Source organism: Agromyces sp. NPDC004153 (assembly GCF_053603635.1).
Window position 1 is genome coordinate 505,168 of sequence record NZ_JBSGFY010000002.1, and the last position, 25,549, is coordinate 530,716.

General features: G+C 70.6%; 23 protein-coding genes and 4 tRNA genes. 7 read left to right on the forward strand and 20 right to left on the reverse strand.

Annotated elements, in window-relative coordinates:
- Positions 1-43: 43 nt before the first annotated feature.
- Positions 44-667 (reverse strand): 30S ribosomal protein S4, encoded by a 624-nt coding sequence (rpsD, locus tag ACWEOH_RS16285; RefSeq protein ID WP_148734870.1) that lies wholly within the window; start codon positions 665-667, stop codon positions 44-46.
- 214 nt (positions 668-881) lie between these two features.
- Positions 882-2,300: a replication-associated recombination protein A gene (locus ACWEOH_RS16290; RefSeq protein ID WP_452032736.1), complete on the reverse strand. Its 1,419-nt coding sequence runs from the start codon at positions 2,298-2,300 to the stop codon at positions 882-884.
- 149 nt (positions 2,301-2,449) lie between these two features.
- Between ACWEOH_RS16290 and ACWEOH_RS16295 the strand changes: the two genes are divergently transcribed.
- Both ACWEOH_RS16295 and ACWEOH_RS16300 read left to right on the forward strand, forming a co-directional pair.
- Complete coding sequence (locus tag ACWEOH_RS16295; protein WP_452032738.1) at positions 2,450-3,235, forward strand: peptidylprolyl isomerase; 786 nt, start codon at positions 2,450-2,452, stop codon at positions 3,233-3,235.
- Between the two features lie 89 nt (positions 3,236-3,324).
- Positions 3,325-4,557, forward strand: a complete 1,233-nt coding sequence (locus tag ACWEOH_RS16300; RefSeq protein ID WP_452032740.1) for a DUF349 domain-containing protein — start codon at positions 3,325-3,327, stop codon at positions 4,555-4,557.
- Between the two features lie 16 nt (positions 4,558-4,573).
- On the opposite strand, the gene ACWEOH_RS16305 is transcribed toward ACWEOH_RS16300, so the two are convergent.
- Complete coding sequence (locus ACWEOH_RS16305) at positions 4,574-5,011, reverse strand: ester cyclase (protein WP_452032742.1); 438 nt, start codon at positions 5,009-5,011, stop codon at positions 4,574-4,576.
- 163 nt (positions 5,012-5,174) lie between these two features.
- On the opposite strand from ACWEOH_RS16305, the gene ACWEOH_RS16310 reads away from it, so the two are divergent.
- On the forward strand, positions 5,175-5,768 hold the full coding sequence (locus ACWEOH_RS16310; protein WP_452032744.1) for a hypothetical protein: 594 nt from the start codon (positions 5,175-5,177) through the stop codon (positions 5,766-5,768).
- Here ACWEOH_RS16310 and ACWEOH_RS16315 read toward each other — a convergent pair.
- From ACWEOH_RS16315 to pdxS, 12 genes are all read right to left on the reverse strand, one after another.
- Positions 5,747-8,002: a RelA/SpoT family protein gene (locus ACWEOH_RS16315; protein WP_452032746.1), complete on the reverse strand. Its 2,256-nt coding sequence runs from the start codon at positions 8,000-8,002 to the stop codon at positions 5,747-5,749. The two genes, ACWEOH_RS16310 and ACWEOH_RS16315, sit on opposite strands and share 22 nt — an antisense overlap.
- Before the next feature lie 71 nt (positions 8,003-8,073).
- Positions 8,074-9,102 (reverse strand): protein translocase subunit SecF, encoded by a 1,029-nt coding sequence (gene secF, locus ACWEOH_RS16320; RefSeq protein ID WP_452032748.1) that lies wholly within the window; start codon positions 9,100-9,102, stop codon positions 8,074-8,076.
- Positions 9,102-10,835 carry a protein translocase subunit SecD gene (secD, locus tag ACWEOH_RS16325; RefSeq protein WP_452032750.1) on the reverse strand — a complete coding sequence of 578 codons (1,734 nt, stop codon included), beginning with the start codon at positions 10,833-10,835 and terminating at the stop codon, positions 9,102-9,104. The genes secF and secD overlap by 1 nt, the downstream gene beginning before the upstream one ends.
- Positions 10,836-10,898: 63 nt before the next feature.
- Positions 10,899-11,258 (reverse strand): preprotein translocase subunit YajC, encoded by a 360-nt coding sequence (gene yajC, locus ACWEOH_RS16330; protein ID WP_238476427.1) that lies wholly within the window; start codon positions 11,256-11,258, stop codon positions 10,899-10,901.
- A gap of 99 nt (positions 11,259-11,357) precedes the next feature.
- Positions 11,358-12,431 carry a Holliday junction branch migration DNA helicase RuvB gene (gene ruvB / locus ACWEOH_RS16335; RefSeq protein ID WP_452032752.1) on the reverse strand — a complete coding sequence of 358 codons (1,074 nt, stop codon included), beginning with the start codon at positions 12,429-12,431 and terminating at the stop codon, positions 11,358-11,360.
- Positions 12,428-13,051 (reverse strand): Holliday junction branch migration protein RuvA, encoded by a 624-nt coding sequence (gene ruvA, locus ACWEOH_RS16340; protein ID WP_452032754.1) that lies wholly within the window; start codon positions 13,049-13,051, stop codon positions 12,428-12,430. Before ruvA ends, ruvB begins: the two co-directional genes overlap by 4 nt.
- Complete coding sequence (gene ruvC / locus ACWEOH_RS16345; protein WP_187432701.1) at positions 13,048-13,656, reverse strand: crossover junction endodeoxyribonuclease RuvC; 609 nt, start codon at positions 13,654-13,656, stop codon at positions 13,048-13,050. Before ruvC ends, ruvA begins: the two co-directional genes overlap by 4 nt.
- 10 nt (positions 13,657-13,666) lie before the next feature.
- Positions 13,667-14,425, reverse strand: coding sequence for a YebC/PmpR family DNA-binding transcriptional regulator (locus ACWEOH_RS16350; RefSeq protein WP_148734859.1), 759 nt, complete (start codon positions 14,423-14,425; stop codon positions 13,667-13,669).
- Positions 14,426-14,565: 140 nt separating this feature from the next.
- Positions 14,566-15,093: a DUF1697 domain-containing protein gene (locus ACWEOH_RS16355; RefSeq protein ID WP_452032757.1), complete on the reverse strand. Its 528-nt coding sequence runs from the start codon at positions 15,091-15,093 to the stop codon at positions 14,566-14,568.
- A gap of 58 nt (positions 15,094-15,151) precedes the next feature.
- Entirely contained in the window at positions 15,152-15,889 is a 738-nt protein-coding gene (locus ACWEOH_RS16360; protein ID WP_452032759.1) for a hemerythrin domain-containing protein, read from the reverse strand.
- 151 nt (positions 15,890-16,040) lie between these two features.
- Complete coding sequence (pdxT, locus tag ACWEOH_RS16365) at positions 16,041-16,700, reverse strand: pyridoxal 5'-phosphate synthase glutaminase subunit PdxT (RefSeq protein WP_452033900.1); 660 nt, start codon at positions 16,698-16,700, stop codon at positions 16,041-16,043.
- Positions 16,694-17,584: a pyridoxal 5'-phosphate synthase lyase subunit PdxS gene (gene pdxS, locus ACWEOH_RS16370; protein WP_452032761.1), complete on the reverse strand. Its 891-nt coding sequence runs from the start codon at positions 17,582-17,584 to the stop codon at positions 16,694-16,696. The genes pdxT and pdxS overlap by 7 nt, the downstream gene beginning before the upstream one ends.
- 111 nt (positions 17,585-17,695) lie before the next feature.
- Here pdxS and ACWEOH_RS16375 point away from each other — a divergent pair, with 111 nt between their 5' ends.
- Together ACWEOH_RS16375 and pdxY are read left to right on the forward strand one after the other, a co-directional pair.
- Positions 17,696-19,048, forward strand: a complete 1,353-nt coding sequence (locus ACWEOH_RS16375) for an aminotransferase class I/II-fold pyridoxal phosphate-dependent enzyme (protein ID WP_452032763.1) — start codon at positions 17,696-17,698, stop codon at positions 19,046-19,048.
- 7 nt (positions 19,049-19,055) lie between these two features.
- Positions 19,056-19,907 carry a pyridoxal kinase PdxY gene (pdxY, locus tag ACWEOH_RS16380; RefSeq protein WP_452032765.1) on the forward strand — a complete coding sequence of 284 codons (852 nt, stop codon included), beginning with the start codon at positions 19,056-19,058 and terminating at the stop codon, positions 19,905-19,907.
- A gap of 12 nt (positions 19,908-19,919) precedes the next feature.
- On the opposite strand, the gene ACWEOH_RS16385 is transcribed toward pdxY, so the two are convergent.
- The gene (locus tag ACWEOH_RS16385) at positions 19,920-20,483 is read right to left on the reverse strand and encodes an HIT family protein (protein WP_148734852.1); all 564 of its coding nucleotides are present in this window, start codon (positions 20,481-20,483) and stop codon (positions 19,920-19,922) included.
- The gene (gene thrS / locus ACWEOH_RS16390) at positions 20,480-22,387 is read right to left on the reverse strand and encodes a threonine--tRNA ligase (protein ID WP_452033902.1); all 1,908 of its coding nucleotides are present in this window, start codon (positions 22,385-22,387) and stop codon (positions 20,480-20,482) included. The genes ACWEOH_RS16385 and thrS overlap by 4 nt, the downstream gene beginning before the upstream one ends.
- 323 nt (positions 22,388-22,710) lie before the next feature.
- Between thrS and ACWEOH_RS16395 the strand changes: the two genes are divergently transcribed.
- Entirely contained in the window at positions 22,711-24,765 is a 2,055-nt protein-coding gene (locus ACWEOH_RS16395; protein WP_452032767.1) for a glycosyl hydrolase family 28-related protein, read from the forward strand.
- Between the two features lie 100 nt (positions 24,766-24,865).
- Here the strand turns inward: ACWEOH_RS16395 and ACWEOH_RS16400 are convergent.
- The 3 genes from ACWEOH_RS16400 to ACWEOH_RS16410 form a co-directional block, all read right to left on the reverse strand.
- Positions 24,866-24,940 (reverse strand) — tRNA-Val (locus tag ACWEOH_RS16400).
- Positions 24,941-24,966: 26 nt separating this feature from the next.
- Positions 24,967-25,040: transfer RNA gene (locus ACWEOH_RS16405), tRNA-Cys, on the reverse strand.
- Between the two features lie 53 nt (positions 25,041-25,093).
- Positions 25,094-25,166: transfer RNA gene (locus tag ACWEOH_RS16410), tRNA-Gly, on the reverse strand.
- A 239-nt stretch (positions 25,167-25,405) separates the two neighbouring features.
- Between ACWEOH_RS16410 and ACWEOH_RS16415 the strand changes: the two genes are divergently transcribed.
- Positions 25,406-25,481, forward strand: a tRNA-Val gene (locus ACWEOH_RS16415).
- Positions 25,482-25,549 lie beyond the last annotated feature (68 nt).

Sequence of the window (25,549 nt, forward strand, 5' to 3'; positions counted from 1 at the left end):
CGCGGGAGGATCCCCGCGGCCCCTGTCGGACGGTGTGCGCCGATCAGCGAGCGGCGTAGTACTCGACGACGAGCTGCACGTCACAGGTCACGGGGACCTCGGCGCGCTTCGGACGACGCGAGAGCGTGGCCTGGAGCTTGTCGAGCTCCACGTCGAGGTAGCCCGGGAGCTTGGGGAGCACGTCGACGTGGCCGCCGGCCGCGGCGACCTGGAACGGCTCGGTGCCCTCGGAGCGCTGCTTGACGCCGATGACCTGGCCCGGCTTCACGCGGAAGGAGGGGCGATCGACGATCTTGCCGTCGACGAGGATGTGGCGGTGCACCACGAACTGGCGGGCCTGCGCGATGGTGCGGGCGAAGCCGGCGCGCAGCACGAGCGCGTCGAGGCGCATCTCGAGCAGCTCGACGAGGTTCTCACCCGTCAGGCCGTCGGTGCGGCGGGCCTCGTTGAACGCGATGCGGAGCTGCTTCTCGCGGATGCCGTACTGGGCGCGGAGGCGCTGCTTCTCGCGAAGACGCACGGCGTAGTCGGAGTCCTGCTTGCGCTTGGTGCGGCCGTGCTCGCCGGGAGCGTACGGGCGCTTCTCCATGTACTTGGCGGCCTTCGGGGTGAGGGCGACGCCGAGCGCGCGGGAGAGGCGGGTCTTGCTACGTGACTGGTTCGACACAAGTGTCCTTTCGGAAGAATCTCAAATGCGATTTCACGGCGCACGGTCGCGCCGGAAGTCCGTGTCAGAGGGATTCGCCAAGGGTGGATCGGCTACAGATCGCACCCGTTCGCCGGTGACCCTCTCGCAGCCGCGCTCGAGGATCTGGCTTCAGGCCAGCGACCACTTTATCATGCGCGCCGCCTCGCACGGCGCGCCGGGCGGTCAGGGCGCGTCAGCGCCCGCCGCGCACGATGCGCCGGAGCTTCGCCAGCCGCGCCGAGACCTCGCGCTCGTTGCCGTGCTCGGTGGGCTCGTAGTACGTCGCGCCGCGCAGCTCGGTGGGCAGGTACTCCTGCGCCACGACGCCGATGGCGTCGTCGTGGGGGTAGACGTAGCCCTTGCCGTGGCCGAGACGCTTCGCGCCCGGGTAATGGGCGTCGCGGAGGTGCTTGGGCACGCGCCCCGCGCGACCCTCGCGCACGTCGGCGATCGCGCGGTCGATGCCGAGGTAGGCCGCGTTCGACTTCGGCGCGGTGGCGAGGTGCACGACCGCCTGCGCGAGCGGGATGCGGCCCTCTGGCATGCCGATGTACTGCACGGCGTCGGCCGCGGCGACCGCGACGCCGAGCGCCGTGGGGTCGGCCATCCCGATGTCCTCGGAGGCGAGCACGATGATGCGCCGGGCGATGAACCTCGGGTCCTCGCCGGCCTCGATCATGCGGGCGAGGTAGTGCAGCGCGGCGTCGACGTCGCTGCCGCGCACCGACTTGATGAACGCGCTGATCACGTCGTAGTGCTCGTCGCCGTTGCGGTCGTAGCGAAGGAGAGCGCGATCGACGGCCCGGGCCACGACCTCGGCGGTGATGACGGGCTTCGCGGGCGCCGCGGCATCCGCCGGCTCGACCTCGTCGTCGTCGGCCCCCTCGGCCTCGACATCGGCGGCGTCGCCGTCGGCTGCGGCCCGGGACGCGGCCTGGCTCGCCGCGACGGATGCCGCCTCGAGGGCCGTGAGCGCACGACGCGCGTCGCCCGAGGCCAGCCGGATGATCGCGGCGCGCGCCTCGGCCTCGAGCTCGACCGCCCCGGCGAGGCCGCGCGGATCGGCGAGGGCGCGATCGACGAGCACGCCGAGGTCGTCGTCGGTGAGGAGCTCGAGCGTGAGCAGGAGCGAACGCGACAGGAGCGGCGAGATGACCGAGAACGACGGGTTCTCGGTGGTCGCGGCGACGAGGATGACCCACCCGTTCTCGACGCCCGGGAGCAGCGCGTCCTGCTGCGCCTTCGTGAAGCGGTGGATCTCGTCGAGGAAGAGCACGGTGGAGAGCCCGTAGAGGTCGCGCGAGGCGCGCGCCTCCTCCATCACCTGCCGCACGTCGCGCACGCCGGCCGTGACCGCGGAGAGCTCGACGAACTTGCGACCGGACGAGCGGGCGATCGCCTGCGCCAGCGTGGTCTTGCCCGTGCCCGGCGGGCCCCACAGGATGACGGACACCGAGCCCGACTCGCCGCTGCGGTCGCCCGCGAGCGCCACGAGCGGCGACCCGGGGGTGAGCAGGTGGCGCTGCCCCGCGACCTCGTCGAGGCTCGTCGGCCGCATGCGCACGGCGAGCGGCGTCGCGCCGGAGCGCAGCCCCGGGCTGGAGTCCACCATGCCGTCCAGCGTAGCCGCGGCATCCGACACCGCCGCCGTGCCGCCGCCCGAGCGAGCGCCCGCGCGTGGGCGCACCCGCCCGCGCGATTGGTGCCGACGGCGGCGCGTTGCGTAGAGTCGGCACGCAGGAGTCCCGAGAAGGAGCATGCGTGGCATCCAACGACCGTCAGGCGCGTGAGGAACGCGCCCGCCTCCGCACGTACCAGGCGCGCCAGGAGGTCCACGTCCGCAAGCAGAGCCGCCGCGTGCGGGACAACGTGATCGCGGTCGTCGCCCTCGTCGTCGTGCTGGCCCTCGCGACCGCCGCGCAGCTCTTCTACTTCAGCGGCGGGCCAGGCACCCCGGTCGCCGAGCCCACGGAGACCCCGACGGCCACGCCGACCCCGCCGGCCGGTGAGAACCAGGGCGACGTCCCCTCGCCCGACATCGCCGAGGGACGCGCCTGGACGGGCACCCTCACGCTCAACGACATCCCCCTCGGCGTCGAGCTCGACGGCGCGGCGGCGCCGCAGGCGGTCTCGAGCGAGATCAGCCTCATCCAGTCGGGCTTCTACGACGGCACGAGCTGTCACCGCCTCACGCGCGACAACATCTGGGTGCTGCAGTGCGGCGACCCGGCCGGCGACGGCACGGGCGGCCCCGGCTACAGCTACGGCCCGGTCGAGAACGCGCCCGAGGACGGCCTCTATCCCGCCGGCACGATCGCGATGGCGCGCCAGATGGGCAACGCCTACAGCCAGGGCAGCCAGTTCTTCATCGTCTACGAGGACACGCAGCTCACCCCCGACGAGGCCGGCGGCTACACCGTGATCGGCCGCGTGACGAGCGGACTCGACGAGCTGAAGTCGGGCGTCACGGACGCCGGAACGGCCGACGGCGGCACCGACGGAGCGCCCGCCGTTCCGGTGACGATGACCGGGTTCACGATCCAGTGACGACCCCGCGCCGCCCGATGGCGGTGCAATAGGCTTGATGCCGTCAACGCCGCCCATGGGCGGCATCCGACCACGACAGGGTGAGGCCCGTGACCGATTCAGAGCAGCAACCGTGGGGCCGCGTCGACGAGACGGGCACCGTCTTCGTGCGGACGAGCGACGGCGAGCGGGAGGTCGGCCAGTACCCCGACGCGACGCCTGAGGAGGCGCTCGCGTACTTCGAGCGCAAGTACGCCGACCTCGCCGGCCAGGTCGGCCTGCTCGAGCAGCGCGTCCGCCGTGGCGCACCCGCCGCGGATGTCTCGAAGGCCGTCGCGAGCCTGCGCGATTCGGTCGCCGGCGCGAACGCCGTGGGCGACCTCGAGTCCCTCTCCCGACGCCTCGAGGCGCTGTCGGGCACTACGAAGGAGCTCACCGAGCAGCAGCAGGCCGAGGCGAAGGCCGCCCTCGCCGACGCGATCGCCGAGCGCACCCGCATCGTCGAGCAGGCCGAGGCGCTCGCCGCGCAAGACCCCGCGAAGACCCAGTGGAAGCAGGCGACCGCCGAGCTCGACGCCCTCTTCGCGAGCTGGCAGCAGCACCAGCAGGAGGGGCCGCGCCTGCCCAAGAACGAGGCCAACGAGCTGTGGAAGCGATTCCGCACCGCCCGTTCGACCATCGAGCAGCACCGCAAGGCCTTCTTCGCGGAGCTCGACGCCGCGCACCGCGACGTCCGCGCCCGCAAGCAGCAGCTCATCGAGCGGGCAGAGGCCCTCGCGCCGCGCGGCGCCGACGCCGTCGGCGACTACCGCGCCCTGCTCGACGAGTGGAAGCAGGCCGGCCGCGCCGGCAAGAAGGTCGACGACGCCCTGTGGGCGAAGTTCAAGGCCGCGGGCGACGTGCTGTTCCAGGCGAAGGCCGAGATCGACGCGCAGGAGGACGAGGCCTACCGCGCCAACCTCACCGAGAAGCTCGCGCTCCTCGAGGAGGCCGAGAAGCTCCTCACCGAGACCGACCCGAAGCAGGCCCGCACCGCGCTCAACCGCATCCAGCGCAGCTGGGACGACATCGGCCGCGTGCCCCGCGACCAGGTGCGCCCGGTCGAGGACCGCCTGCGCAAGGTCGAGACGCACGTGCGCTCGCTCGAGGACGAGCGCTGGCAGCGCGAGGACCCCGAGAAGAAGGCGCGCTCCGAGGGCATGGTCGGGCAGCTGCAGGACGCGATCGCGAAGCTCGAGGCCGAGCTCGCCGCAGCCGAGGCGTCCGGCGACCAGCGCGCGGCCGCGGAGGCGCGCGAGGCACTCGACGCGCGTCGGTCGTGGCTGAAGGCGGTCGGCGGCTAGGGCCGCGCGTCATCAACTAGCTCGCGGAGGCGGGCTCCGCTTCCGACATGAGTCCCAGCTGCTGCGTGACAGCCAAGGTGTCGTAGAAGTCCCACATCTCCGTCACCTTGCCACCCGTGAAATGGTAGATGGTGGTGCCCTCCAGCACCAACTGCTTGCCGGTGGGCGGACCGTACTCTTCCGTCGTTCCCGTGTGGGTGGCGCGGACCGTGTAGCGACTGACCACCTTGTCCCCTTCGGCGATGACGTCCTCGGTCGTCACGCTCATGGCCGGAAAGGCCGCCAGCCACGGGGCGAGGTACCGCTTGACTTCCTGGACGCCCCGCACGTCTCCATCAGGTTCGTGGGCGATGACGTCCTCCACGACGAGCTCCTCGATGGAGTCGAGGCGCCCTTGGCCGTAGATCTCGTCCCGAGCGCGGAGTAGCAGGGCCTTGTTCTCTTCGGTGGACATGGGGCGCCTCCGTCCTCCCAGTGCTTGCCCCTCACCGTAGACGAACTCCAGACGCGGCACACGGGCCGAGGACTCGCCCGTCCCCCGCGTTGGCGCGAGGCCGTTCTCCACAGCGCGCCCGCGTGCTGGCAGTCGGCGTGATCGGATGCCGCAGCATGGCCTCATGGCCAGGCTCCCATCGGTGCTCGACACCCACGACCTCCCGCTCGCCGAGCTGTGCGCGGCGCGCCTCGACGGCGAGCTCTTCACGATCGACGACGGCTGGGCGCCGCTCGACGAGCCCGACCTGCCGGCGTTCCGGGCCGCCGTCACCGCGTTGCGCGCGCCGCGCTCGCTCGTGATCGAGCGGATGTCGGCGGCGTGGGTGCACGGCGCGATCGTCGCTCCCCCGCCCGTCGCCCAGTTCTGCGTCCCGCTCAAGGCCCGCATCGCGGTGATCGGCGATCATCGCGCCCAGGTGCGCGAGGTGCGCATCGACGACGACGAGATCATACGGTTCGGCGGCGTGCCGTGCACGACGCCCGTGCGCACCGCGTTCGACCTGCTGCGCGATCCGGGGCTCGACGACGACGACATCGTCACCGCGGTCGCGTCGCTCGCGGCGACGCATCCGCGGCTCGCCGCCGCCGTGCTCGACCGCTTCGAGGCCGCGCCTCGGTTGCCGCACAAGGCGACGGCGCTCGCGCGCCTCGACCGAGCCGAGCAATCGAGGCGCTCGGGCGATGCGGACGCGGCTCAGCCGTCGCTGACGCGGTAGACGTCGTAGACGGCGTCGATGCGCCGCACCGCGTTAAGCACGCGGTCGAGGTGCGTGGTGTCGCCCATCTCGAACACGAAGCGACTGAGGGCGAGCCGGTCGGTCGACGTCGACACGTTCGCCGAGAGGATGTTCACGTGGTGCTCCGAGAGCACCCGGGTCACGTCGGAGAGCAGCCCCGCCCGGTCGAGCGCCTCGATCTGGATCTGCACGAGGAACACGCTCTTCGAGCTCGGCGCCCACTCGACCTCGATCATGCGCTCGGGCTCGCGCATCAGCGCCTGCACGTTGTGGCAGGCCGCCTGGTGCACCGAGACGCCCGAGCCGCGCGTGATGAAGCCGACGATCTCGTCGCCCGGCACGGGCGTACAGCACCGGGCGAGCTTCACGAGGATGTCGGGAGCGCCGCGCACGAGCACGCCCGAGTCGCTGTTGCGCGGAAGCGGGCGCGAGCGCGTTGAGATGGGGATGTCGGGCTCATCGTCGCCCTCGTCGACGTCGCGCACGAGCGCGACGACCTTCTCGATCACGGACTGCGTCGAGACGTGCCCCTCGCCCACGGCCGCGTACAGCGACGACACGTCGTCGTACTTCAGCAACGCCGCGACCTCGGCGAACGAGTCCTGGCTCATGAGCTTCTGGAGCGGCAGGTTCTGCTTGCGCATCGCCCGCGCGATCGCATCGCGGCCCTGCTCGATGGCCTCGTCGCGACGCTCCTTGGTGAACCACTGCCGGATCTTGTTGCGGGCGCGAGGGCTCTTGACGAACGTGAGCCAGTCCTTGCTCGGACCCGAGTCGGGGTTCTTCGAGGTGAACACCTCGACGACGTCGCCGCTGTTGAGCTCGCTCTCGAGCGGCACCAGGCGCCCGTTGACCTTGGCGCCCATGGTGCGGTGGCCGACCTCGGTGTGCACCGCGTAGGCGAAGTCGACCGGCGTCGCACCCGCGGGCAGGCCGATGACGCGGCCCTTCGGCGTGAAGACGTAGACCTCCTTCGCGCCGATCTCGAAGCGCAGCGAGTCGAGGAACTCCCCCGGGTCGGCGGTCTCGGCCTGCCAGTCCGAGATGTGCGCGAGCCAGGCCATGTCGGTCTCGTGCGCGCTCGCGCTGTCGGTGGCGCGGCCCGAGTTCACCCGCTCCTTGTACTTCCAGTGCGCGGCGACGCCGTACTCGGCGCGCTGGTGCATGTCGTGCGTGCGGATCTGGATCTCGACCGCGCGACCCTTCGGCCCCAGCACCGTGGTGTGCAGCGACTGGTAGAGGTTGAACTTCGGGGTGGCGATGTAGTCCTTGAAGCGCCCGGGCAGCGGGGTCCAGCGCGCGTGGATCGACCCGAGCACGGCGTAGCAGTCGCGCACCGAGTTGACGAGCACCCGGATGCCGACGAGGTCGTAGATCTCGTCGAAGTCGCGGCCGCGCACGATCATCTTCTGGTAGATGGAGTAGTACTGCTTCGGCCGGCCCATGACCTTGCCGCGGATGCGCGCCGCCTTGAGGTCCTCGTTCACGAGGTCGATGACGGTCTGCACGAACTCCTCGCGCTGCGGCGTGCGCTGCTTCACGAGGCTCTCGATCTCGGCGTAGAGCTTCGGGTAGAGCACGGCGAACGAGAGGTCCTCGAGCTCCCACTTGATGGCCTGGATGCCGAGGCGGTGCGCGAGCGGAGCGTAGATCTCGAGCGTCTCGGTGGCCTTGCGCGAGGCGGACTCCGCGGGGACGAAGCCCCACGTGCGCGCATTGTGCAGCCGGTCGGCGAGCTTGATGATGAGCACGCGGATGTCCTTCGACATCGCGACGATCATCTTGCGGACGGTCTCGGCCTGCGTCGAGTCGCCGTACTTGACCTTGTCGAGCTTCGTGACCCCGTCGACGAGCATCGCGATCTCGTCGCCGAAGTCGTGGCGCACCTCGTCGAGCGTGTAGGCGGTGTCTTCGACGGTGTCGTGCAGGAGCGCCGCGGCGACGGTCTTCGGGCCGATGCCGAGGTCGGCGAGGATCTGCGCGACCGCGATCGGGTGCGTGATGTACGGCTCGCCGCTCTTGCGCTTCTGCCCCTCGTGCGCCCGCTCGGCGACCGTGTAGGCGCGCTCGATGAGCCCGAGATCGGCCTTCGGGTGGTGCATCCGCACCGTGCGCATGAGCGTGTCGACGGCTCCCGACGGCTGCGCCTTCGAGAAGATGCGGGGCACGAGGCGGCGCAGCGAAGCGGTCGAGTTGACTCCCGCCTCAGTCATGCGCGCACCTCCAAGACTCAATTATCGCCGCTTCGAGGTGTGCTCCGTGCCGCTCTCGCCCGATGCGAACATCAGGCCGGCGTGGGCAGGGCCCCCGCGGTCTCGGCGGTCGCACCGCCGGCCCGCTCGCGCTCCTTCAGCACCTTCTGGTCGTGCCGCTTGATCGCCGGCTCGCCCTCGCGCAACTGCGAGTAGAGCGGCGCCGCGATGAACACGGTCGACCAGGTGCCGACGAGGATGCCGATCAGCAGCGCGAGCGAGATGTCGCGCAGCGTGTCGGCGCCGAGCACGCCCGCACCGATGAAGAGGATGGCCGCGACCGGGAGCGCCGCCACGACGCTCGTGTTGATCGAGCGCACCAGGGTCTGGTTCACGGCGAGGTTCACCGACTCGGCGAACGTCCTCCGCGACTCGGGTCCGGCGTCCTCGGCCGTGTTCTCGCGGATCTTGTCGAACACCACGACGGTGTCGTAGAGCGAGTAGCTGAGGATCGTGAGCACGCCGATGGTGGCGGCGGGACTGATCTCGAAGCCGACGGCGGCGTAGATGCCGACGGTGGCGATGAGGTCGCCGATGAGCGCGAGGATCGCCGCCAAGGACATCTTCCACGTTCGGAAGTACAGCGCCATGATGATCGCGGCGAGCAGGACGAACGCGACGAGGCCGACGAGCGCCTGCCTCGTGACATCCGCGCCCCAGCTCGGCCCGATGAACGACGAGGTGACCTCGGAGACGGGGACGTCGTAGGCCTCGGCCAGTGCAGAGGCGACCTCGAGCGACTCCGACTGCTCGAGCTGCTCGGTCTGCACGCGTACGCCGTCGCCGCCCACGATCGTGACGTGGGAGACGGCGCCCGGTACGACCGACGCGACGGCGTCGCTCGCGGGCTGCGTCGTGGCGTTCTCGACGCCCGCGATCTGGAACTGCGATCCGCCACGGAACTCGATGCTGAAGTTCGCACCGCGCAGCAGCGGGACGGCGATCGTCAGGATGATGATCACGCCCGCGATCAGGTACCACTTCTTGCGGCCGCCGACGAAGTTGAACGAGCGCTTGCCGGTGTAGAGGTCGTTGCCGAATTGGGTGAGCCGGTTGGCCATCAGGACTCCTTGCCTTCGCTCGACCCGCTGCCGACGCCCGCGGTGGCCTTGCGTTCTGCGATGGTCTGGCGCTTCTGCGCCTCCTTCGAGCTCGACGCGACCTTGCTCGCGGGGACCGCGACCGGCTTGCGGAACTCGGCACGGCCGCGGTAGACCGCGCCCAGTGCGTTCGGGTCGAGGCCCGACCAGGGGTTGCCGCTCGAGAAGAACCTGGTCTGCGCGAGCAGTTGCAGCATCGGGTGCGTGAACAGGATCACGACGACCACGTCGATGATCGTGGTGAGACCCAGCGTGTAGGCGAAGCCCTTCACGCTGCCGACCGCGAGGATGAACAGCACGATGGCGGCGAGAAGGTTCACGCCCTTCGACGCGAGGATCGTGCGGAACGCACGCTTCCAGCCGGCCTCGACCGCGCCGACCAGCGGACGCCCGTCGCGCAACTCGTCGCGGACGCGTTCGAAGTACACGATGAACGAGTCGGCCGTGAAGCCGATCGCGACGATGAGGCCCGCGATGCCGGCGAGCGAGAGGCGGTAGCCCTCGCGCCACGACAGGATCGTGATCGACAGGTACGTGATGAGGCCGACGATGACGAGCGACGCGATCGTCACGCTGCCGAGCGCCCGGTATTGGAACAGCGTGTAGATGACGACCAGGATGAGGCCGATCAGGCCCGCGATCAGGCCCGACTGCAGTTGCGAGGTGCCGAGCGTCGCCGAGATCGTGTCGGACGACTGCACCGTGAAGCTGATCGGCAGGGCGCCGAACTTCAGCTGGTCGGCGAGCGACTTCGACGACTCCTGCGTGAAGCTGCCCGTGATCTGCGGGCGACCGTCGGTGATGACGCCGTTCATCGAGGGCGCCGTGAGGACGGCGCCGTCGAGCACGAACGCGAACTGGTCGCGCGGCGTCTGGCCCTGCAGGCCGTAGAGGCGCGTCGAGACCTCGGCGAAGTCGCTCGTGCCCTGGTCGTCGAACTGGATGTTCACGGCCCACTGGCCGGTGTTCGCACCGGTCTGGGTCTGGATCATGCCGTTCGTGGCGTCGACGATGTTCTCACCGCTGGCCTCGACCGGGCCGAGGAGGTACTTCGCGGTGCGCGACACGTCGCACGTGACGAGCGGCTCGTCGGCGGGGGCGACGTTCGTGGCCGCCTCGTCGAGCGTCGAGCAGTCGAAGTTGTCGAACTCGTCCTGGAGGGCGGGCGTGATCCACGCGGGGTCGCTGCCGTCCGTCGGCTCCGCCGTCGGCGTGTCCGAGAGCTCCTCGGCGGGCTCGGTGGGCGCGGGGCTCTCGGTGGAGTCGATCGCCTGGTTCGTCGCGGCATCCGCGAGCAGCACCGCTCGCAGCTCGAGCTTGGCGGACGACTCGATGCGCGCACGCGTCTGGTCGTCGAGCTCGCCCGGGATGCGGACGACGACGTTCGAGCCCTCGGTGTTGATCTCGGCTTCGGCCACGCCTGAGGCGTCGACGCGCTGGCGGATGATCGACACCGCCTGGTCGAGCTGCTCCTGCGAGACGGATGCCCCGGTCTCGACCTTGGGCTCGAGGATGATCTGCGTGCCGCCCTCGAGGTCGAGGGCGAGCTTCGGAGTCCAGGAGCCGTTGCCCCAGATCACGCCGGCGGCGTTGATCGCGAAGAGTCCGACGATGATGACGCCGAGCCAGGTGAGCGATCGCCAGGCCTTGCGAACGGGGGTCGGCCGCGATGACCGCTTCGATGGTGCAGCCACGTGTTCTGCTTTCTGTGCTGGAGCCCGCGCGACACCGCGCGGGCCGAGCCTCGGGTGGGAGCCTTAGTCGTCCGACTTCTTGGTGTCGGGCGTCTCGTCGCTGGGCGTGTCCTCGACGCGCTCGCCGTACTCGGGCTCGCCGTCGGCGTCCGCCGGGCCGACCTCGGTCGCGGCAGCGACCGCCGCGGGCTCCACCACGCGCGCGATCGTCTGGCGGTGCACCGTGAGCACCGTGCCGGGCGAGGTCTCCAGGAGGACCTGGTTCTCGTCCTCGTCGATCGACAGGATGGTTCCGAAGACGCCGAAGTTGGTCATCACCTTCGCCCCCGGCTGGACCTTCGACTGCAGCTCCTGCTGCTCCGTCCGGCGCTTGCGCGAGTTGCGGAACATGAAGAAGATCAGCACCGCCAGGACGGCGAGCATGATGATAGTGAACGGATCGAACGTCATGAGGGGGAGGAACCTTCCGGTGTGCGGGGAACCGCACGAAGTCGACGGCGGTGAGGACGAAACCTCAATGGATTATAGGTCATCGATCGGAAGGGTCGCTGCGCCCTGGGGAGCGCTCTCCGACAAGCCGAAGTGACGCCATGCCGCGGGGGTTGCGACCCGGCCGCGGGGGGTGCGCGTGATGAGCCCGATGCGCACGAGGAAGGGCTCGACGACCGCCTCGATCGTCTCGGCCTCCTCGCCCACGGAGACCGCGAGCGTGTTCAGCCCGACCGGTCCCCCGCCGAACCGGGTGAGGATCGTCTGCATCACCGCGCGGTCGAGCCGATCGAGCCCGAGCGCGTCGACGTCGTAGAGGTCGAGCGCGGCCCGCACCGCCTCGACGTCGGCCCGCCCGGTGTGCACGAGCGCGTAGTCGCGGACGCGCCGGAGCAGCCGGTTGGCGATGCGGGGTGTGCCGCGGCATCGCCCGGCGATCTCGGCGAGGGCCTCGCGGTCGATGGCGAGCCCGAGCATCGACGCCGCGCGCGCGAGCACCTGCTCGAGCTCGGCCTGGTCGTAGAACTCGAGGTGCGCCGTGAAGCCGAATCGGTCGCGGAGCGGGTTCGGCAGCAGGCCGGCGCGCGTCGTGGCGCCCACGAGCGTGAACGGCGCGAGATCGAGCGGCACCGAAGTGGCCCCAGCGCCCTTGCCGACCATGATGTCGATGCGGAAGTCCTCCATGGCCAGGTAGAGCATCTCTTCGGCCGATCTGGCCATGCGATGGATCTCGTCGATGAAGAGCACCTCGCCGGGCACGAGCGAGCTCAGGATCGCGGCGAGGTCGCCCGCGTGCTGGATCGCCGGCCCGCTCGACATGCGCAGCGGCCGGCCGCCCTCGTGCGCCACGATCATGGCGAGCGTCGTCTTGCCGAGCCCGGGCGGCCCCGCGAGCAGGATGTGGTCGGGCGTGCGCTGCTGCAGCGTGGCCGCCGTGAGCAGGAGCTGCAGCTGCCCCCTGACCCGGGTCTGCCCGACGAACTCGGCGAGGCTGCGGGGGCGCAGTGCGCCCTCGAACGCGAGCTCGGCCTCGGACGCGAGCACCGGGTCGGTGAGGTCGAGGTCGCGGTCGGCGTCGTCGACGCCGCTCACGTCGCGGTCGCTCATCGTGCCCGACCCGCCTGCTGCGCCGGGCCGAGCCGGGCGAGCGTGAGCCGCAGCAATGCGGGCACGGATGCCGCGTCGGCATCGGATGCCTCGGCCACCGTCTCTTCGACCGCCTCGGCGGCCACCTTCTCGGACCAGCCCAGCCCCGTGAGCGCGGCGAGCACGTTGTCGGCCGCCCCGCCGCGCGCCACGGGCACGGGCGCCGACGGGGTGGCACGCGGAGCGACGAGCTTGCCCGCGAGCGACACCGTGATGAGCTTCGCGGTCTTGGGGCCGATGCCGCTGACTTTGCGGAACACCGCGTCGTCGTCGTGCTGCACGGCGGTCGCGACCTGCTCGGGCGAGAGCGCCGAGAGCACGCCGAGCGCCGATTTCGGGCCGACGCCGGTTACGCCGATGAGCAGCTCGAACACGTCGAGCTCGTCGCGCGTGCCGAACCCGAAGAGCGTCAGCGCGTCTTCGCGCACGATGAGGCTGGTGTGCACCGTGATCTCGTCGCCCTCTCGGCTGGCCAGTGCGAGCGCGGGCGTGGCGTTGACGTGGAACCCCACGCCGCCGACCTCGATCACGACCGAGCTGCCGGCCGTCGTGAGCACGCGGCCGCGGAGAGAGGAGATCACTCCTTCACCCTACGGGCCGCCCCCGACACGGCGGCGGAGCGCTCCGCGGCGAGCCACGCACGCTGCGCGGGGGTGAGCGCCGCGTCGTCTGCGGGACCGCGGCGTGAATCGGCCACGGCCTCCCCCGCCGCGCCGCCGGTGCGCCAGGCGTGGCAGATCGCCAGCGCGAGCGCGTCCGCGGCATCCGCCGGCTTCGGCACCTGCTCGAGGCCGAGGATGCGGGCGACCATCGCGCCCACTTGCGCCTTGTCGGCGCGGCCGTACCCGGTGATCGCGGCCTTCACCTCGCTCGGCGTGTGGAGCGCCACGGGCAGCGCGCGCCGCGCGGCGATGAGCATGGCCACGCCCGAGATCTGGGCGGTGCCCATGATCGTCGACACGTCGCTGCGGGCGAAGACCCGCTCGAGCGCGACCGCCTGGGGCCGGTGCTCGTCGACGATGGCCTCGAGCCCGTCGGCGATGCGTGCGAGCCGCCGGGGCGTGTCGAGGTCGGCGGGCGACCGCAGCACCACGACGTCGACGAGCCGCGCCGTGCGGTTCGGCTCGACATCGACCACGCCCACGCCGCAGCGCGTGAGTCCCGGGTCGATGCCGAGCACGCGCACGGCGATCGGCCTAGTCCTCGTCCTCGAGCTCCGCCTGCACCTCGCGGCTCAGGTCGAAGTTGCTGTACACGTTCTGCACGTCGTCGCTGTCCTCCAGCGCGTCGATGAGGCGGAACACCTTGCGAGCCGTGTCCGCGTCGATCTCGACCTTGAGGTTCGGCACGAACTCCACGTCGGCCGACTCGTAGTCGAGCCCGGCCTCCTGCAGCGCCTTGCGGACCGCGACCATGTCGGACGGGTCGGTGATGACCTCGAAGCCCTGGGCGTGCGGCTCGATCTCCTCGGCGCCGGCCTCGAGGGCGGCCATCATGACGTCGTCTTCGGTCGTGCCCTCGCCCGAGACGACGATGACGCCCTTGCGGGTGAAGTTGTAGGCGACCGAGCCCGGGTCGGCGAGCGTGCCGCCGTTGCGGCTGAGGCCAGTGCGCACCTCGGCGGCCGCACGGTTCTTGTTGTCGGTCAGCACCTCGACCATCATGGCCACGCCCGACGGGCCGTACGCCTCGTACGTGATGCTCTGGTACTCGACCGCCTCGCCGCCGATGCCGGCGCCGCGCTTGATGGCCCGGTCGATGTTGTCGTTCGGCACCGAGGTCTTCTTGGCCTTCTGCACGGCGTCGTACAGGGTCGGGTTGCCGTTGAGGTCGGCGCCGCCCATCTTGGCGGCGACCTCGATGTTCTTGATGAGCTTGGCGAAGGACTTCGCGCGACGCGCGTCGATGACGGCCTTCTTGTGCTTCGTCGTGGCCCACTTGGAATGCCCGGACATGCTGCTCCTGGTTCGGCTTCTCGGCGGGTCCGCCCGCCGACATCCCATTCTAGGCCAGCCCTGCGCCGGGCCCCGGGCGGCTGGCGGATGCCGCGGCAACGCGCTCCGGCCGCCACCCGCCGCCGATCGGGGCGGCCGCGTCAGCCGAGCAGCTTCGCCAGCGTGCGCAGGTTGCGGTTCGTCGTGGTCGGCTTGAACCGCGCCTTCGCGAGCACCTTCGCGAACGGGGTGTCGACCGTCGTGCCCTTCACCGGGTTCCAGTACACGACGCCGTCGCCGCGCCGGATCGGGTCGACGTCGGGGTCGGTCTCCCCCGCGGTGTCGAGCAGGTCGTCGAGCGCGGATGCCTCGGACGCGAACACGACCCATGGCTGGCGCGAGTCGTCGCCGGCGTCGAAGGGAAACGCGTCGATGACGCGCTCGAGCTCCTCGCGCGTGACCAGCACGATCCACGCCTCGTAGCCGAAGCGCTCGCCGAGCGCCCGCTCGAGGTCGCGCTTCAGCGCGGCGGCATCCGTGCGCCCGCTGTCGAAGGCGACGTTGCCGCTCGCGAGCACGGTGCGCACGTCGTCGAAGCCGAGCGACTCGACGAGGTCGCGCAGGTCGGCTGAGCGGATGGTGATGCCGCCGACGTTGACGCCACGCAGCAGTGCGATGTAGCGGGTCATGGCCCGAGTGTATGGGGCTCCCCGTCATGCGGACGGCCCGCGACGCCGCTCGTGCGGGTCACGGTATCGGCGGAACCGGCCGTCCGTCGTAGAGCTCGTCCATCGCCCGCTCGTAGCGGCGCTTCAGCAGCAGCGTGTAGAGCAGCCGCACGGGAGCGGGGAGGTTCTCCTTCATCCAGGCCGGTCGCTCGTCCTCGGGGATCGTCGCGATCATCAGGCCGAACTGGATCGCCATCACGTCGCGCGGCAGCTCCTTGCGTGCCTCCTGGATGCCGGTGCGGGCATGCTCGCCCATCTCGTCCCACTCCGACTGGGTGAGCACGGAACCGGCGACCGGGAGGATCTCGTCCTCCTCGCGCCCGAGGTGGCCGATGAGCGTGTCCCGCACGCGCTCGACCCCTTCGGCGAGTCGGTCGCGCGTCGCGGCGTCCGCCGACGCACGCCAGGGCTCGACCAGCGGTTCCACCTCGCGGAGCTCGGCGGCCACCTGCGCGTGCTGCGTGCGCATCAGCTCCACGTGCGGGGCGCACCCCGGCGATCGCTCGACGAGGCGGTCCCACAGCACGACGTCCTCGGTCTCGTGGTGCAGGTGCAGCGCGAAGAAGTCCATCGACGCGTAATCCGCGACGACGTCGGCGCGGACGCGGTCGCCCTCGTCGACCTCGCGCACCAGCCCGGGCAGCTCCCGATACAGCCAGCGGAAGATGCGATGCACCTGGATGAGGTCGGAGGTGTCGCATCCCAGCGGCTCACCCGCAGGACGCGGCTCCGACGAGCTCGGCAGTTTCGTGACCACGGGGCACCCCGTTCCCGCGCCGCTCCCAACCGATCGCGCGCCCGGCGCGGCGCTGCTCCGGGCGGACGTGACGCAGGGAGGCTACGCGCGGTCCCGGGTCACCCGCATCGGGGTTACCCCCGATTCCGCGACGGACCTCGGGAGCATGCCGTCAGGCGCTCGCCCGGTCGGCGATCCGGTCGCGGACCTTGCCGAGGAAGTACGCGTGGAAGCGGTACTCGCCGTTGATCTCGGGGTGGAAGCTCGTGCCGAGCAGGTTGCCCTGCTCGACCGCCACGACGCGGCCGTCGGGGATCCTCGCGAGCGCCGTGGCGGCGGGACCGACCGACTCCACTACCGGCCCGCGGATGAACACGGCGTGCACCGGCGCGTCGCCGAGTGCCGGGACCTCGAGGTCGGTCTCGAACGACTGGTTCTGCGAGCCGAACGCGTTGCGGCGCACGACGACGTCGAGGCCGCCGAGCGACTCCTGGCCGGCGATCGCGTCGAGCACCGTGTCGGCCAGCATGATGAGCCCGGCGCACGTGCCGTAGACCGGCAGGCCGTCGGCGATCCTCGCCTTGAGGGGCTCGGCGAGCCCGTAGGCGCGCGACAGCTTGTCCATGACGGTCGACTCGCCGCCGGGGATGACGAGCCCCTCGAGCGCGGCGAGCTCCTCGGGCCGGCGGACGAGCGTCACGTGCGCGCCGAGGCGCGACAGCACGTGCGCGTGCTCGCGGAAGTCGCCCTGCAGGGCGAGCACACCGACGCGGGGACCGGCCGAGGCCGGCTCCCCCGCGTCGAGCGACTCGCTCCGGAGGGTGGTCACCAGCCGCGCTCCGCCAGGCGGTGCGGCGCCGCAAGGTCGGCCACGTTGATGCCGACCATGGCCTCGCCGAGTCCGCGCGACACGTCGGCGATGACCGACGGGTCGTCGTAGAACGTGGTCGCCTTCACGATCGCGGCCGCGCGCTCCTGGGGGTTGCCCGACTTGAAGATGCCCGACCCGACGAACACGCCGTCGGCGCCGAGCTGCATCATCATGGCCGCGTCGGCGGGGGTTGCGACGCCGCCGGCGACGAAGAGCACGACCGGCAGCTTGCCGGTCTCGGCGACCTCGAGCACGAGCTCGTACGGGGCCTGCAGCTCCTTGGCGGCGACGTAGAGCTCGTCGCGCGTCATCGACTTCAGCTGGTTGATCTCGGAGGTGATCTTGCGGATGTGCTTGGTCGCCTCGGAGACGTCGCCGGTGCCGGCCTCGCCCTTCGAGCGGATCATGGCCGCGCCCTCGTTGATGCGACGCAGCGCCTCTCCGAGGTTCGTGGCGCCGCAGACGAACGGCGTGTTGAAGGCCCACTTGTCGATGTGGTTCACGTAGTCGGCCGGCGAGAGCACCTCGGACTCGTCGATGTAGTCGACGTCGAGCGCCTGCAGCACCTGCGCCTCGACGAAGTGGCCGATGCGCGCCTTCGCCATGACGGGGATGGAGACCTCGGCGATGATCGCCTCGATGAGGTCGGGGTCGCTCATGCGGGCGACGCCGCCCTGGGCACGGATGTCGGCGGGCACGCGCTCGAGTGCCATGACGGCGACGGCGCCGGCGTCCTCGGCGATGCGGGCCTGCTCGGCGGTGACGACGTCCATGATGACGCCGCCCTTCAGCATCTCGGCGAGGCCGCGCTTCACGCGGCTCGAGCCGGTCTCGGCAGTGCTCATCTGGGGGTTCCCTTCGGTGGAGGATGCGTGTTGACGCAGGCTCTCGGCCAATACGATCGCTTGGCCTAGGCCAAACGGTAGCATGGACGGCGACCGACCATCGGAGGAGCCATGGATCGTGACCTGACCCTCGAGATCTCCGGCCGCGCGGCCGCGGACATCGCCGACAGCGTGCGCGCCCTGATCGAACGCGGCGCCCTGCAGCCGGGTCAGGCGCTGCCGCCCGTGCGGACGCTGGCCGACACCCTCGGCGTGAACCGGAACACCGCCGTCGCGGCGTACCGGCAGCTCACTCAGGCCGGCGTCGTCGTCACGCGCGGACGCGGCGGCACGCACGTCGCCGACCGCTCCGCCGTGCCGCAGGAGGGGTTCGCCGCCGACAGCGTGCTCCGCGACGTCGCGACCGGCAACCCCGATTCCGACCTCATCCCCGACCCGTCACGAGCACTCGCCCGTATGGCGGGTCGTCCCGTGCTCTACGGCGAGCCCGTCATCGACCCCGGGCTCGAACAGTGGGCGCAGTCCTGGATGCGCTCGGACCTCTCCCCCGAGCAACTGCGGCTGACCATTACGAGCGGCGCGGCCGACGCCGTCGAGCGGCTCCTCGCGCAGGCGCTCGTGCGCGACGACGCGGTGGCGCTCGAGGACCCGTGCTTCCTCACGAGCATCCACACCGTTCGAGTCGGCGGGTACCGCGCGGTGCCGGTGCCGGTCGACGACGAGGGCATGACCGTCGAGGGCCTGCGCACCGCGCTCGACCAGGGCGTACGCGCCATCGTGTGCACGCCGCGGGCGCAGAATCCCACGGGCGCGAGCCTGACCGAGGCTCGCGCCGCGGAGCTGCGGGCCGTGCTGCGGGCCCATCCGTACGTGCTCGTGATCGAGGACGACCACTTCTCGATGCTGTCCCGCCGTCCGTTCCACTCGCTCATCGGTCCCGATCACCGACGCTGGGCGCTCGTGCGCTCGGTCTCGAAGTTCCTCGGCCCCGACATGTGCCTCGCCGTGACGGCGTCCGACCCCGACACCGCGGAACGGCTCGCGATGCGGCTCACGCCGGGCACCACCTGGGTGAGCCACCTGCTGCAGCGCCTGGTGCTCGCGCTCGTGACCGACCCCGAGGTCGCCGCCGGGATCGAGGCGGCCGGCGCGCACTACGCCGACCGCAACCGTGCGTTCGCCGAGCGACTGACCGCGCTCGGGATCCCCGCTGCGGCCGGCGACGGGCTCAACCTCTGGGTCGCGCTCCCGGTGCCGGCCCGTGACGTGTCGGAGCAGCTCATGCGACGCGGCTGGCTCGCCCGACCGGGCGACGCGTTCGTGCTCGCCGACGCGCCCGCCGCACGGCGGCTGCGGCTCACGGTGCACGACCTCGGCGCCACCGATGCCGAGCGCCTCGCCGCCGACATCGCGGCCGCCGTCCGGGCCGCGGGTGGACGGCTCGTCCCGGCCGGGATGCGATGATCGACCGGTGAAGGTCCTCTCGATCCAGTCCGCCGTCGCCTACGGGCATGTCGGCAACTCGGCCGCCGTGTTCCCGCTCCAGCGCATCGGCGTCGAGGTCATGCCGGTCTACACCGTGAACTTCTCCAACCACACGGGCTACGGCGAATGGCGCGGGCCGCTCATCGATCCCGACGACGTGCGAGCGGTGATCACGGGCATCGAGGAGCGCGGCGCGTTCCCGGAGATCGACGTCGTGCTCTCGGGCTACCAGGGCGGCGAGGGCATCGCCGACGTCATCCTCGACGCGGTGGCCCGTGTCAAGGCCGCGAACCCGTCGGCCATCTACGCCTGCGACCCGGTCATGGGCAACGCGAAGTCCGGATGCTTCGTGGCGCCGGCGATCCCGGTGCTGCTCCGCGACCGCGTGGTGCCGGCCGCCGACCTCATCACGCCGAACCAGTTCGAGCTCGGCTACCTGACGGACACCGAGCCCGACACGCTGGAGTCGACGCTCGAGTCGGTCGACCTCATCCGGGCCTCGGGACCGCGCACGGTGCTCGTGACGAGCGTCGAGCGGCCCGATCGCGAGGAGGGCACGATCGAGATGCTCGCCGTCGACGACACGGGCGCCTGGATCGCGCAGACCCCCCTGCTGCCGATGAAGGCGAACGGCTCGGGCGACGTGACCGCGGCGCTCTTCACGGCGCACTACCGCCGCACCGGGGATGCCGCGACGGCACTCGCGCGCACGACCTCGAGCGTCTTCGACCTGCTCGAGCGCACCCACGCGTCGGGCGAGCGCGAGCTGCAGCTCGTCGAGTCGCAGGAGTCCTACGCCAACCCGCGCATGCAGTTCGCGGTCCGCCAGGTGCGCTGAGCCCGGACCCGGTCAGCTCGGCCAGGCCTCGGCGATCTCCTGGCGCACCTCGCCCAGGAGCCGCGGCAGGGCCTTGGTGCCCGCGATGATCGGGAAGAAGTTCGCGTCGAGCGCCCACCGCGGCACGATGTGCTGGTGCAGGTGCTCGGCGATGCCCGCCCCCGCAATGCGGCCCTGGTTCATGCCGATGTTGAACCCGTCGCATCGGGAGACCTGCTTCACGACCCGCATCGCCACCTGCGTGAGCTCCCCGATCTCGGCGACCTCCTCGGGCGTCGCCTCGTCGTACGTGGCGATATGGCGGTACGGGCAGACGAGCAGGTGCCCGCTGTTGTAGGGGTACAGGTTGAGCAGCACGTAGGCGAGCTTCCCGCGCGCGACGATGAGCGACTGCTCGTCGCTCAGCTCGGGCGCCCGGCAGAACGGGCACGAGTGCTCGTCGGGCTGCTGGCCGTGCTGGATGTAGACGAGCCGATGCGGGGTCCACAGTCGCTGGAACGCGTCGGGCACGCCGGCGAGGTCGGCCGCGGCATCCGTCGGGACACCGTCGAACTCGTCGGCCTGGTACGCGCTCATCCGAACAGGTCGTCCCTCGTGGTCACCTGGCGGCGATCGTCGATCGCCGCGCGGATCCGCTCGATCGCGTCGGCGACCGGCACGCCGTTCTCCTGGGTGCCGTCGCGGAAGCGGAAGCTCACGGTCGCGCCGGCGCGGTCGTTCTCGCCCGCGATGAGCTGGAACGGCACCTTCTGGGTGGTGTGCGTGCGGATCTTCTTCTGCATGCGGTCGTCGCTCGTGTCGAGCTCGGCGCGGACGCCGGCGCGCTGCAGCTGCCGCACGATGTCGCCGAGGTACTCCGCGTACTCGTCGGCCACCGGGATGCCGATGACCTGCACAGGTGCGAGCCACACGGGGAACGCTCCCGCGTAGTGCTCGGTGAGCACGCCGAAGAACCGCTCGATCGACCCGAACTTCGCCGAGTGGATCATGACCGGCTGCTGATGGGTGCCGTCGGCGGCGGTGTACTCGAGCCCGAAGCCCGCGGGCTGGTTGAAGTCGTACTGGATGGTCGACATCTGCCAGGTGCGGCCGATCGCGTCGCGCGCCTGCACCGAGATCTTCGGGCCGTAGAACGCGGCGCCTCCCGGGTCGGGCACGAGCTCGAGGCCCGAGGCCTCCGCGACCTCGCGCAGCACGTTCGTGGCCACCTCCCACTGGTCGTCGGTGCCCTTGAACTTGTCGGATGCCGCGTCGCGCGTCGAGAGCTCGAGGTAGAAGTCGTCGAGGCCGAAGTCGCGCAGCAGGCCCAGCACGAAGTCGAGCAGGTGCTTGATCTCCGCGGGAGCCTGCTCGGGCGTGACGTAGCTGTGCGAGTCGTCCTGGGTGAGGCCGCGCACGCGGGTGAGCCCCTGCACCACGCCCGACTTCTCGTAGCGGTAGACGGTGCCGAACTCGAAGAACCGCAGCGGCAGCTCGCGGTACGACCGACCGCGCGACCGGAAGATGAGGTTCTGCATGGGGCAGTTCATCGCCTTCAGGTAGTACTCGCTGTTCTCGAGGTCCATCGGCGGGAACATGGTGTCCTTGTAGTACGGCAGGTGCCCCGACAGCTCGAAGACGTGCGCCTTCGTGATGTGCGGGGTCGAGACGTACTGGAACCCCTCCTCGATGTGACGGCGGCGGACGTAGTCCTCCATCTCCCGCTTGATGATGCCGCCCTTCGGATGGAACACCGGCAGGCCGCTGCCGATCTCCTCGGGGAACGAGAACAGGTCGAGCTCGGCGCCGAGCTTGCGGTGGTCGCGGCGGGCGGCCTCCTCGAGCCGGTGCTGGTAGGCGCGCAGCTCGTCCTTGGTCGGCCAGGCGGTGCCGTAGATGCGCTGCAGCTGCGGGTTCTTCTCGGAGCCGCGCCAGTACGCAGCGGCCACGCGCATGAGCGCCCACCCGTTGCCGATCATCCGGGTGTTCGGCAGGTGCGGCCCTCGGCAGAGGTCCTTCCAGGCGACCTCGCCGGTCTTCGGGTCGACGTTGTCGTAGATGGTGAGCTCGGCGCCGCCGACCTCGACCGACTCGCTCTCCTCGAACTGCTCGGTGCCGCTTCCGTGGCCCTTCAGCCCGATGAGCTCGAGCTTGTACGGCTCCGTAGAGAGCTCGGCGCGGGCGTCGTCGTCGGTCACGACCCGGCGCACGAACCGCTGCCCCGAGCGGATGATGCGCGCCATCTCCTTGTCGAGCGCCTTGAGGTCCTCGGGAGTGAACGGCTCGACGACGTCGAAGTCGTAGTAGAAGCCGTCGGTCACGGGCGGGCCGATGCCGAGCTTCGCCTCGGGATTGACGTTCTGCACCGCCTGCGCGAGCACGTGGGCGGTGGAGTGGCGCAGGATGCTCAGGCCGTCGAGCGAGTCGATCGTGACGGGCTCGACGACGTCGGACTCCGTCACCGTTGCGGCCAGGTCCTTCAGCTCGCCGTTGACGCGCATCGCGACAACGGATCGATCGGTGAAGAGCTCGAAGCCGTCGGCCACTGTGATCCACTCCCTGTGAGTCGAAACGAACCCTTCAACTGTAGTGCGACGCGCCACACCGGCCGGCCGCCCGGCTTGCAGCCGCAGCACGCAAGCGACGCCCCCGGGATGCCGCTGCTTGCGCCCGCTTGCGCCCGGCGCTGCAAGAACACGACTTTCCGTCGACAATCCCTCGCAACCCCTTGTGACGCCGCTCGACGTCGGCATACCCTCGCCTCACTCGCGGGGAAGTCCGCGGTGTCCGATGACGTGCACCACCGAGAGGAAACGAGTCGACGATGACGCGTCCCACGATCCCCCTCCCACCGCTCGTCCGCCGCCGACCATGGCGCGGCCGGTCCGCCGTCGCGGCGGCGGCCGCAGCCGCGATCGTCGCCGGAGCCGCGCTCGCGGGCCCCGCGGCATCCGCTGCGCCTGCGGCCCCGGTCGTGACGCGTGCGGCGCTCGACCCCGCCCTCGTCGCCGGCCGTGGCGCCGACGTGCCGTTCCTCGAGCAGGAGGCCGAGCGCGCGACGACGAACGGCGAGGTCATCGGGCCAGACCGCACGGCCTACACGCTGCCTGCCGAGGCATCCGGCCGCAGCGCGGTGCGGCTCGACCCGGGCGAGCACGTGGAGTTCACGCTGCCCGCCGCCGCGAACGCGATCACCGTGCGGTACAGCATCCCCGACGCCCCCAACGGCGGCGGCATCACGGCGCCCCTCGAGGTGCGCGTGGACGGCGGCGCGCCGCAGGAGCTGACGCTCACTTCCGAGTACTCGTGGCTCTACAACCAGTACCCGTTCACGAACGACCCGAATGCGGGCCTGCTCCACCCCGACTGGTGGATCACCGAGTGCGGCTGCGTGCCGGGCGAGGGCTACGAGGTCCAGAAGCCGTTCCGGCCGATGCACTTCTACGACGAGCAGCGGATGCTCCTCGGCGCGACGTACCCGGCCGGCTCGGTCGTCCGCCTCACAGCACCCCAGGCCACGGATGCCGCGTGGACGGTCATCGACCTGCTGGACTCCGAGCTCGTGGCGTCCCCGACCCCGCAGCCCGCGGCATCCGTCAGCGTGACGAAGTTCGGCGCCGACGCCACCGGCCGCCGCGACGCGGCACCCGCGTTCCGCACCGCGATCCGGTACGCCCAGCAGCATGACGTCGACGTGTTCATCCCGGCGGGCACGTTCCGCGTCGAGGAGCACCTCATCGTCGACGATGTGACGATCCGCGGCGCCGGCAACTGGCACTCGATCGTGTTCGGCGACGAGGTGGCGCTCACGAAGCCCACGCCCGACGGCTCGGTGCACACCGGCGTCGGGTTCTACGGCAGGGACGCCGCCGACGGCGGCAGCCGCAACGTGCACCTGTCGGACTTCGCCATCCGCGGCGACGTGCGCGAGCGCATCGACACCGACCAGGTCAACGGCGTCGGCGGCGCGATGAGCGACTCGACGATCGAGCGGCTGCACATCGAGCACACGAAGGTGGGCCTGTGGTTCGACGGACCCATGCACGACCTCGTCGTGCGCGACAACATCGTGGTCGACCAGATCGCCGATGCGCTCAACTTCCACACCGGCGTGACGGACTCGCTCGTCGCGGGCAACTTCATCCGGAACACGGGCGACGACGGCCTCGCGATGTGGTCGGAGGGCACGGCGAACGCGCGCAACACGTTCGACCGCAACACCGTGCAGACGCCGACGCTCGCGAACGGCATCGCGATCTACGGCGGCGCCGACAACACGGTGTCGAACAACCTCGTCGCCGACCCTATCCGCGAGGGCAGCGGCCTGCACGCCGGGTCCCGGTTCGGCGCCGTGCCGTTCACGGGGACGCTCGCGTTCACCGACAACACGACGGTGCGTGCGGGCGGCTACGAGCTCAACTGGAACATCGGCCTCGGCGCGATCTGGTTCTACGCGCTCGACCGCTCGATCGACCAGGCCGACATCCGCGTGTCGGGCGACTTCCTCGACAACACGTACAACGCGATCATGCTCGTGTCCGACTGGCCGGTGAAGGACCAGGTGTCGATCTCGAACGTGCACTTCGAGGACGTCCGCGTCGACGGCACGGGCACCTCGGTCGTGAGCGCCCGCGTCGCCGGCTCGGCGTCGTTCGAGAACGTCGACGCCCGGAACGTGGGCGCCGTCGGCGTGAACAACTGCGGCTCATTCAACTTCACGCCTGCAGGCTCGGAGTTCTCGCTCGTCGACCTCGGCGGGAACGACTCGAGCGGCGTGAACACCACCGGCCCGTGGCTGGCCCCGTGGGAGCTGCCGAACACCATCACCTGCAACGACCGGCCGCCGGTCGTGGCGCCGCCGGCGCCGTCGCCCTGGTGACGCGCTGAGCAGGGCAGGCCGGATGCCTCGACGGGGCGTCCGGCCCGTTCCGAATCGTGCCTGGGAACGCGAAAGGCCCCGGCTCATGCCGGGGCCTTCGTGGTGGGCGATACTGGGATCGAACCAGTGACCTCTTCCGTGTCAGGGAAGCGCGCTACCGCTGCGCCAATCGCCCAAGTCGAGGAGCTGCGCTCTCAGGCTTGGAGGTGGATACGGGATTCGAACCCGTGTATACGGCTTTGCAGGCCGCTGCCTCGCCTCTCGGCCAATCCACCGTGTCTGGGTTCACCACCAAAGAACAGAAGGGGCTTTCGCCCCTGCTGATCAGAGCGGATGACGAGACTCGAACTCGCGACCCTCACCTTGGCAAGGTGATGCGCTACCAACTGCGCCACATCCGCGTTGTCGCTGTTTCGGCGACAGAGAGACTCTAACGGATTCGGTGAACGAATCACAAACCGAGGGGGCCGCATGGCACGTTCGGCCCGGTCATCGCCCGAATCCGTACGTGTTTCCCGGGCGTGTCGACGCCTCGCCGCGGTCGATTGCGCACCACCCGGCTCGCCGATGTGCATTCGCCCGGTCGGGTCGGCTAGTATCGAGTCCGCGGTCACGACGAGATCGGAACCGCATCCCACATGGGCGATTGGCGCAGCTGGTAGCGCGCTTCCTTCACACGGAAGAGGTCGTCGGTTCGAGCCCGGCATCGCCCACCAAGAGACCCCCGGTTCGCCGGGGGTCTTCCTCGTTCGGGGCTGCCTTCGCGGCCTGCATGCGCAACCCC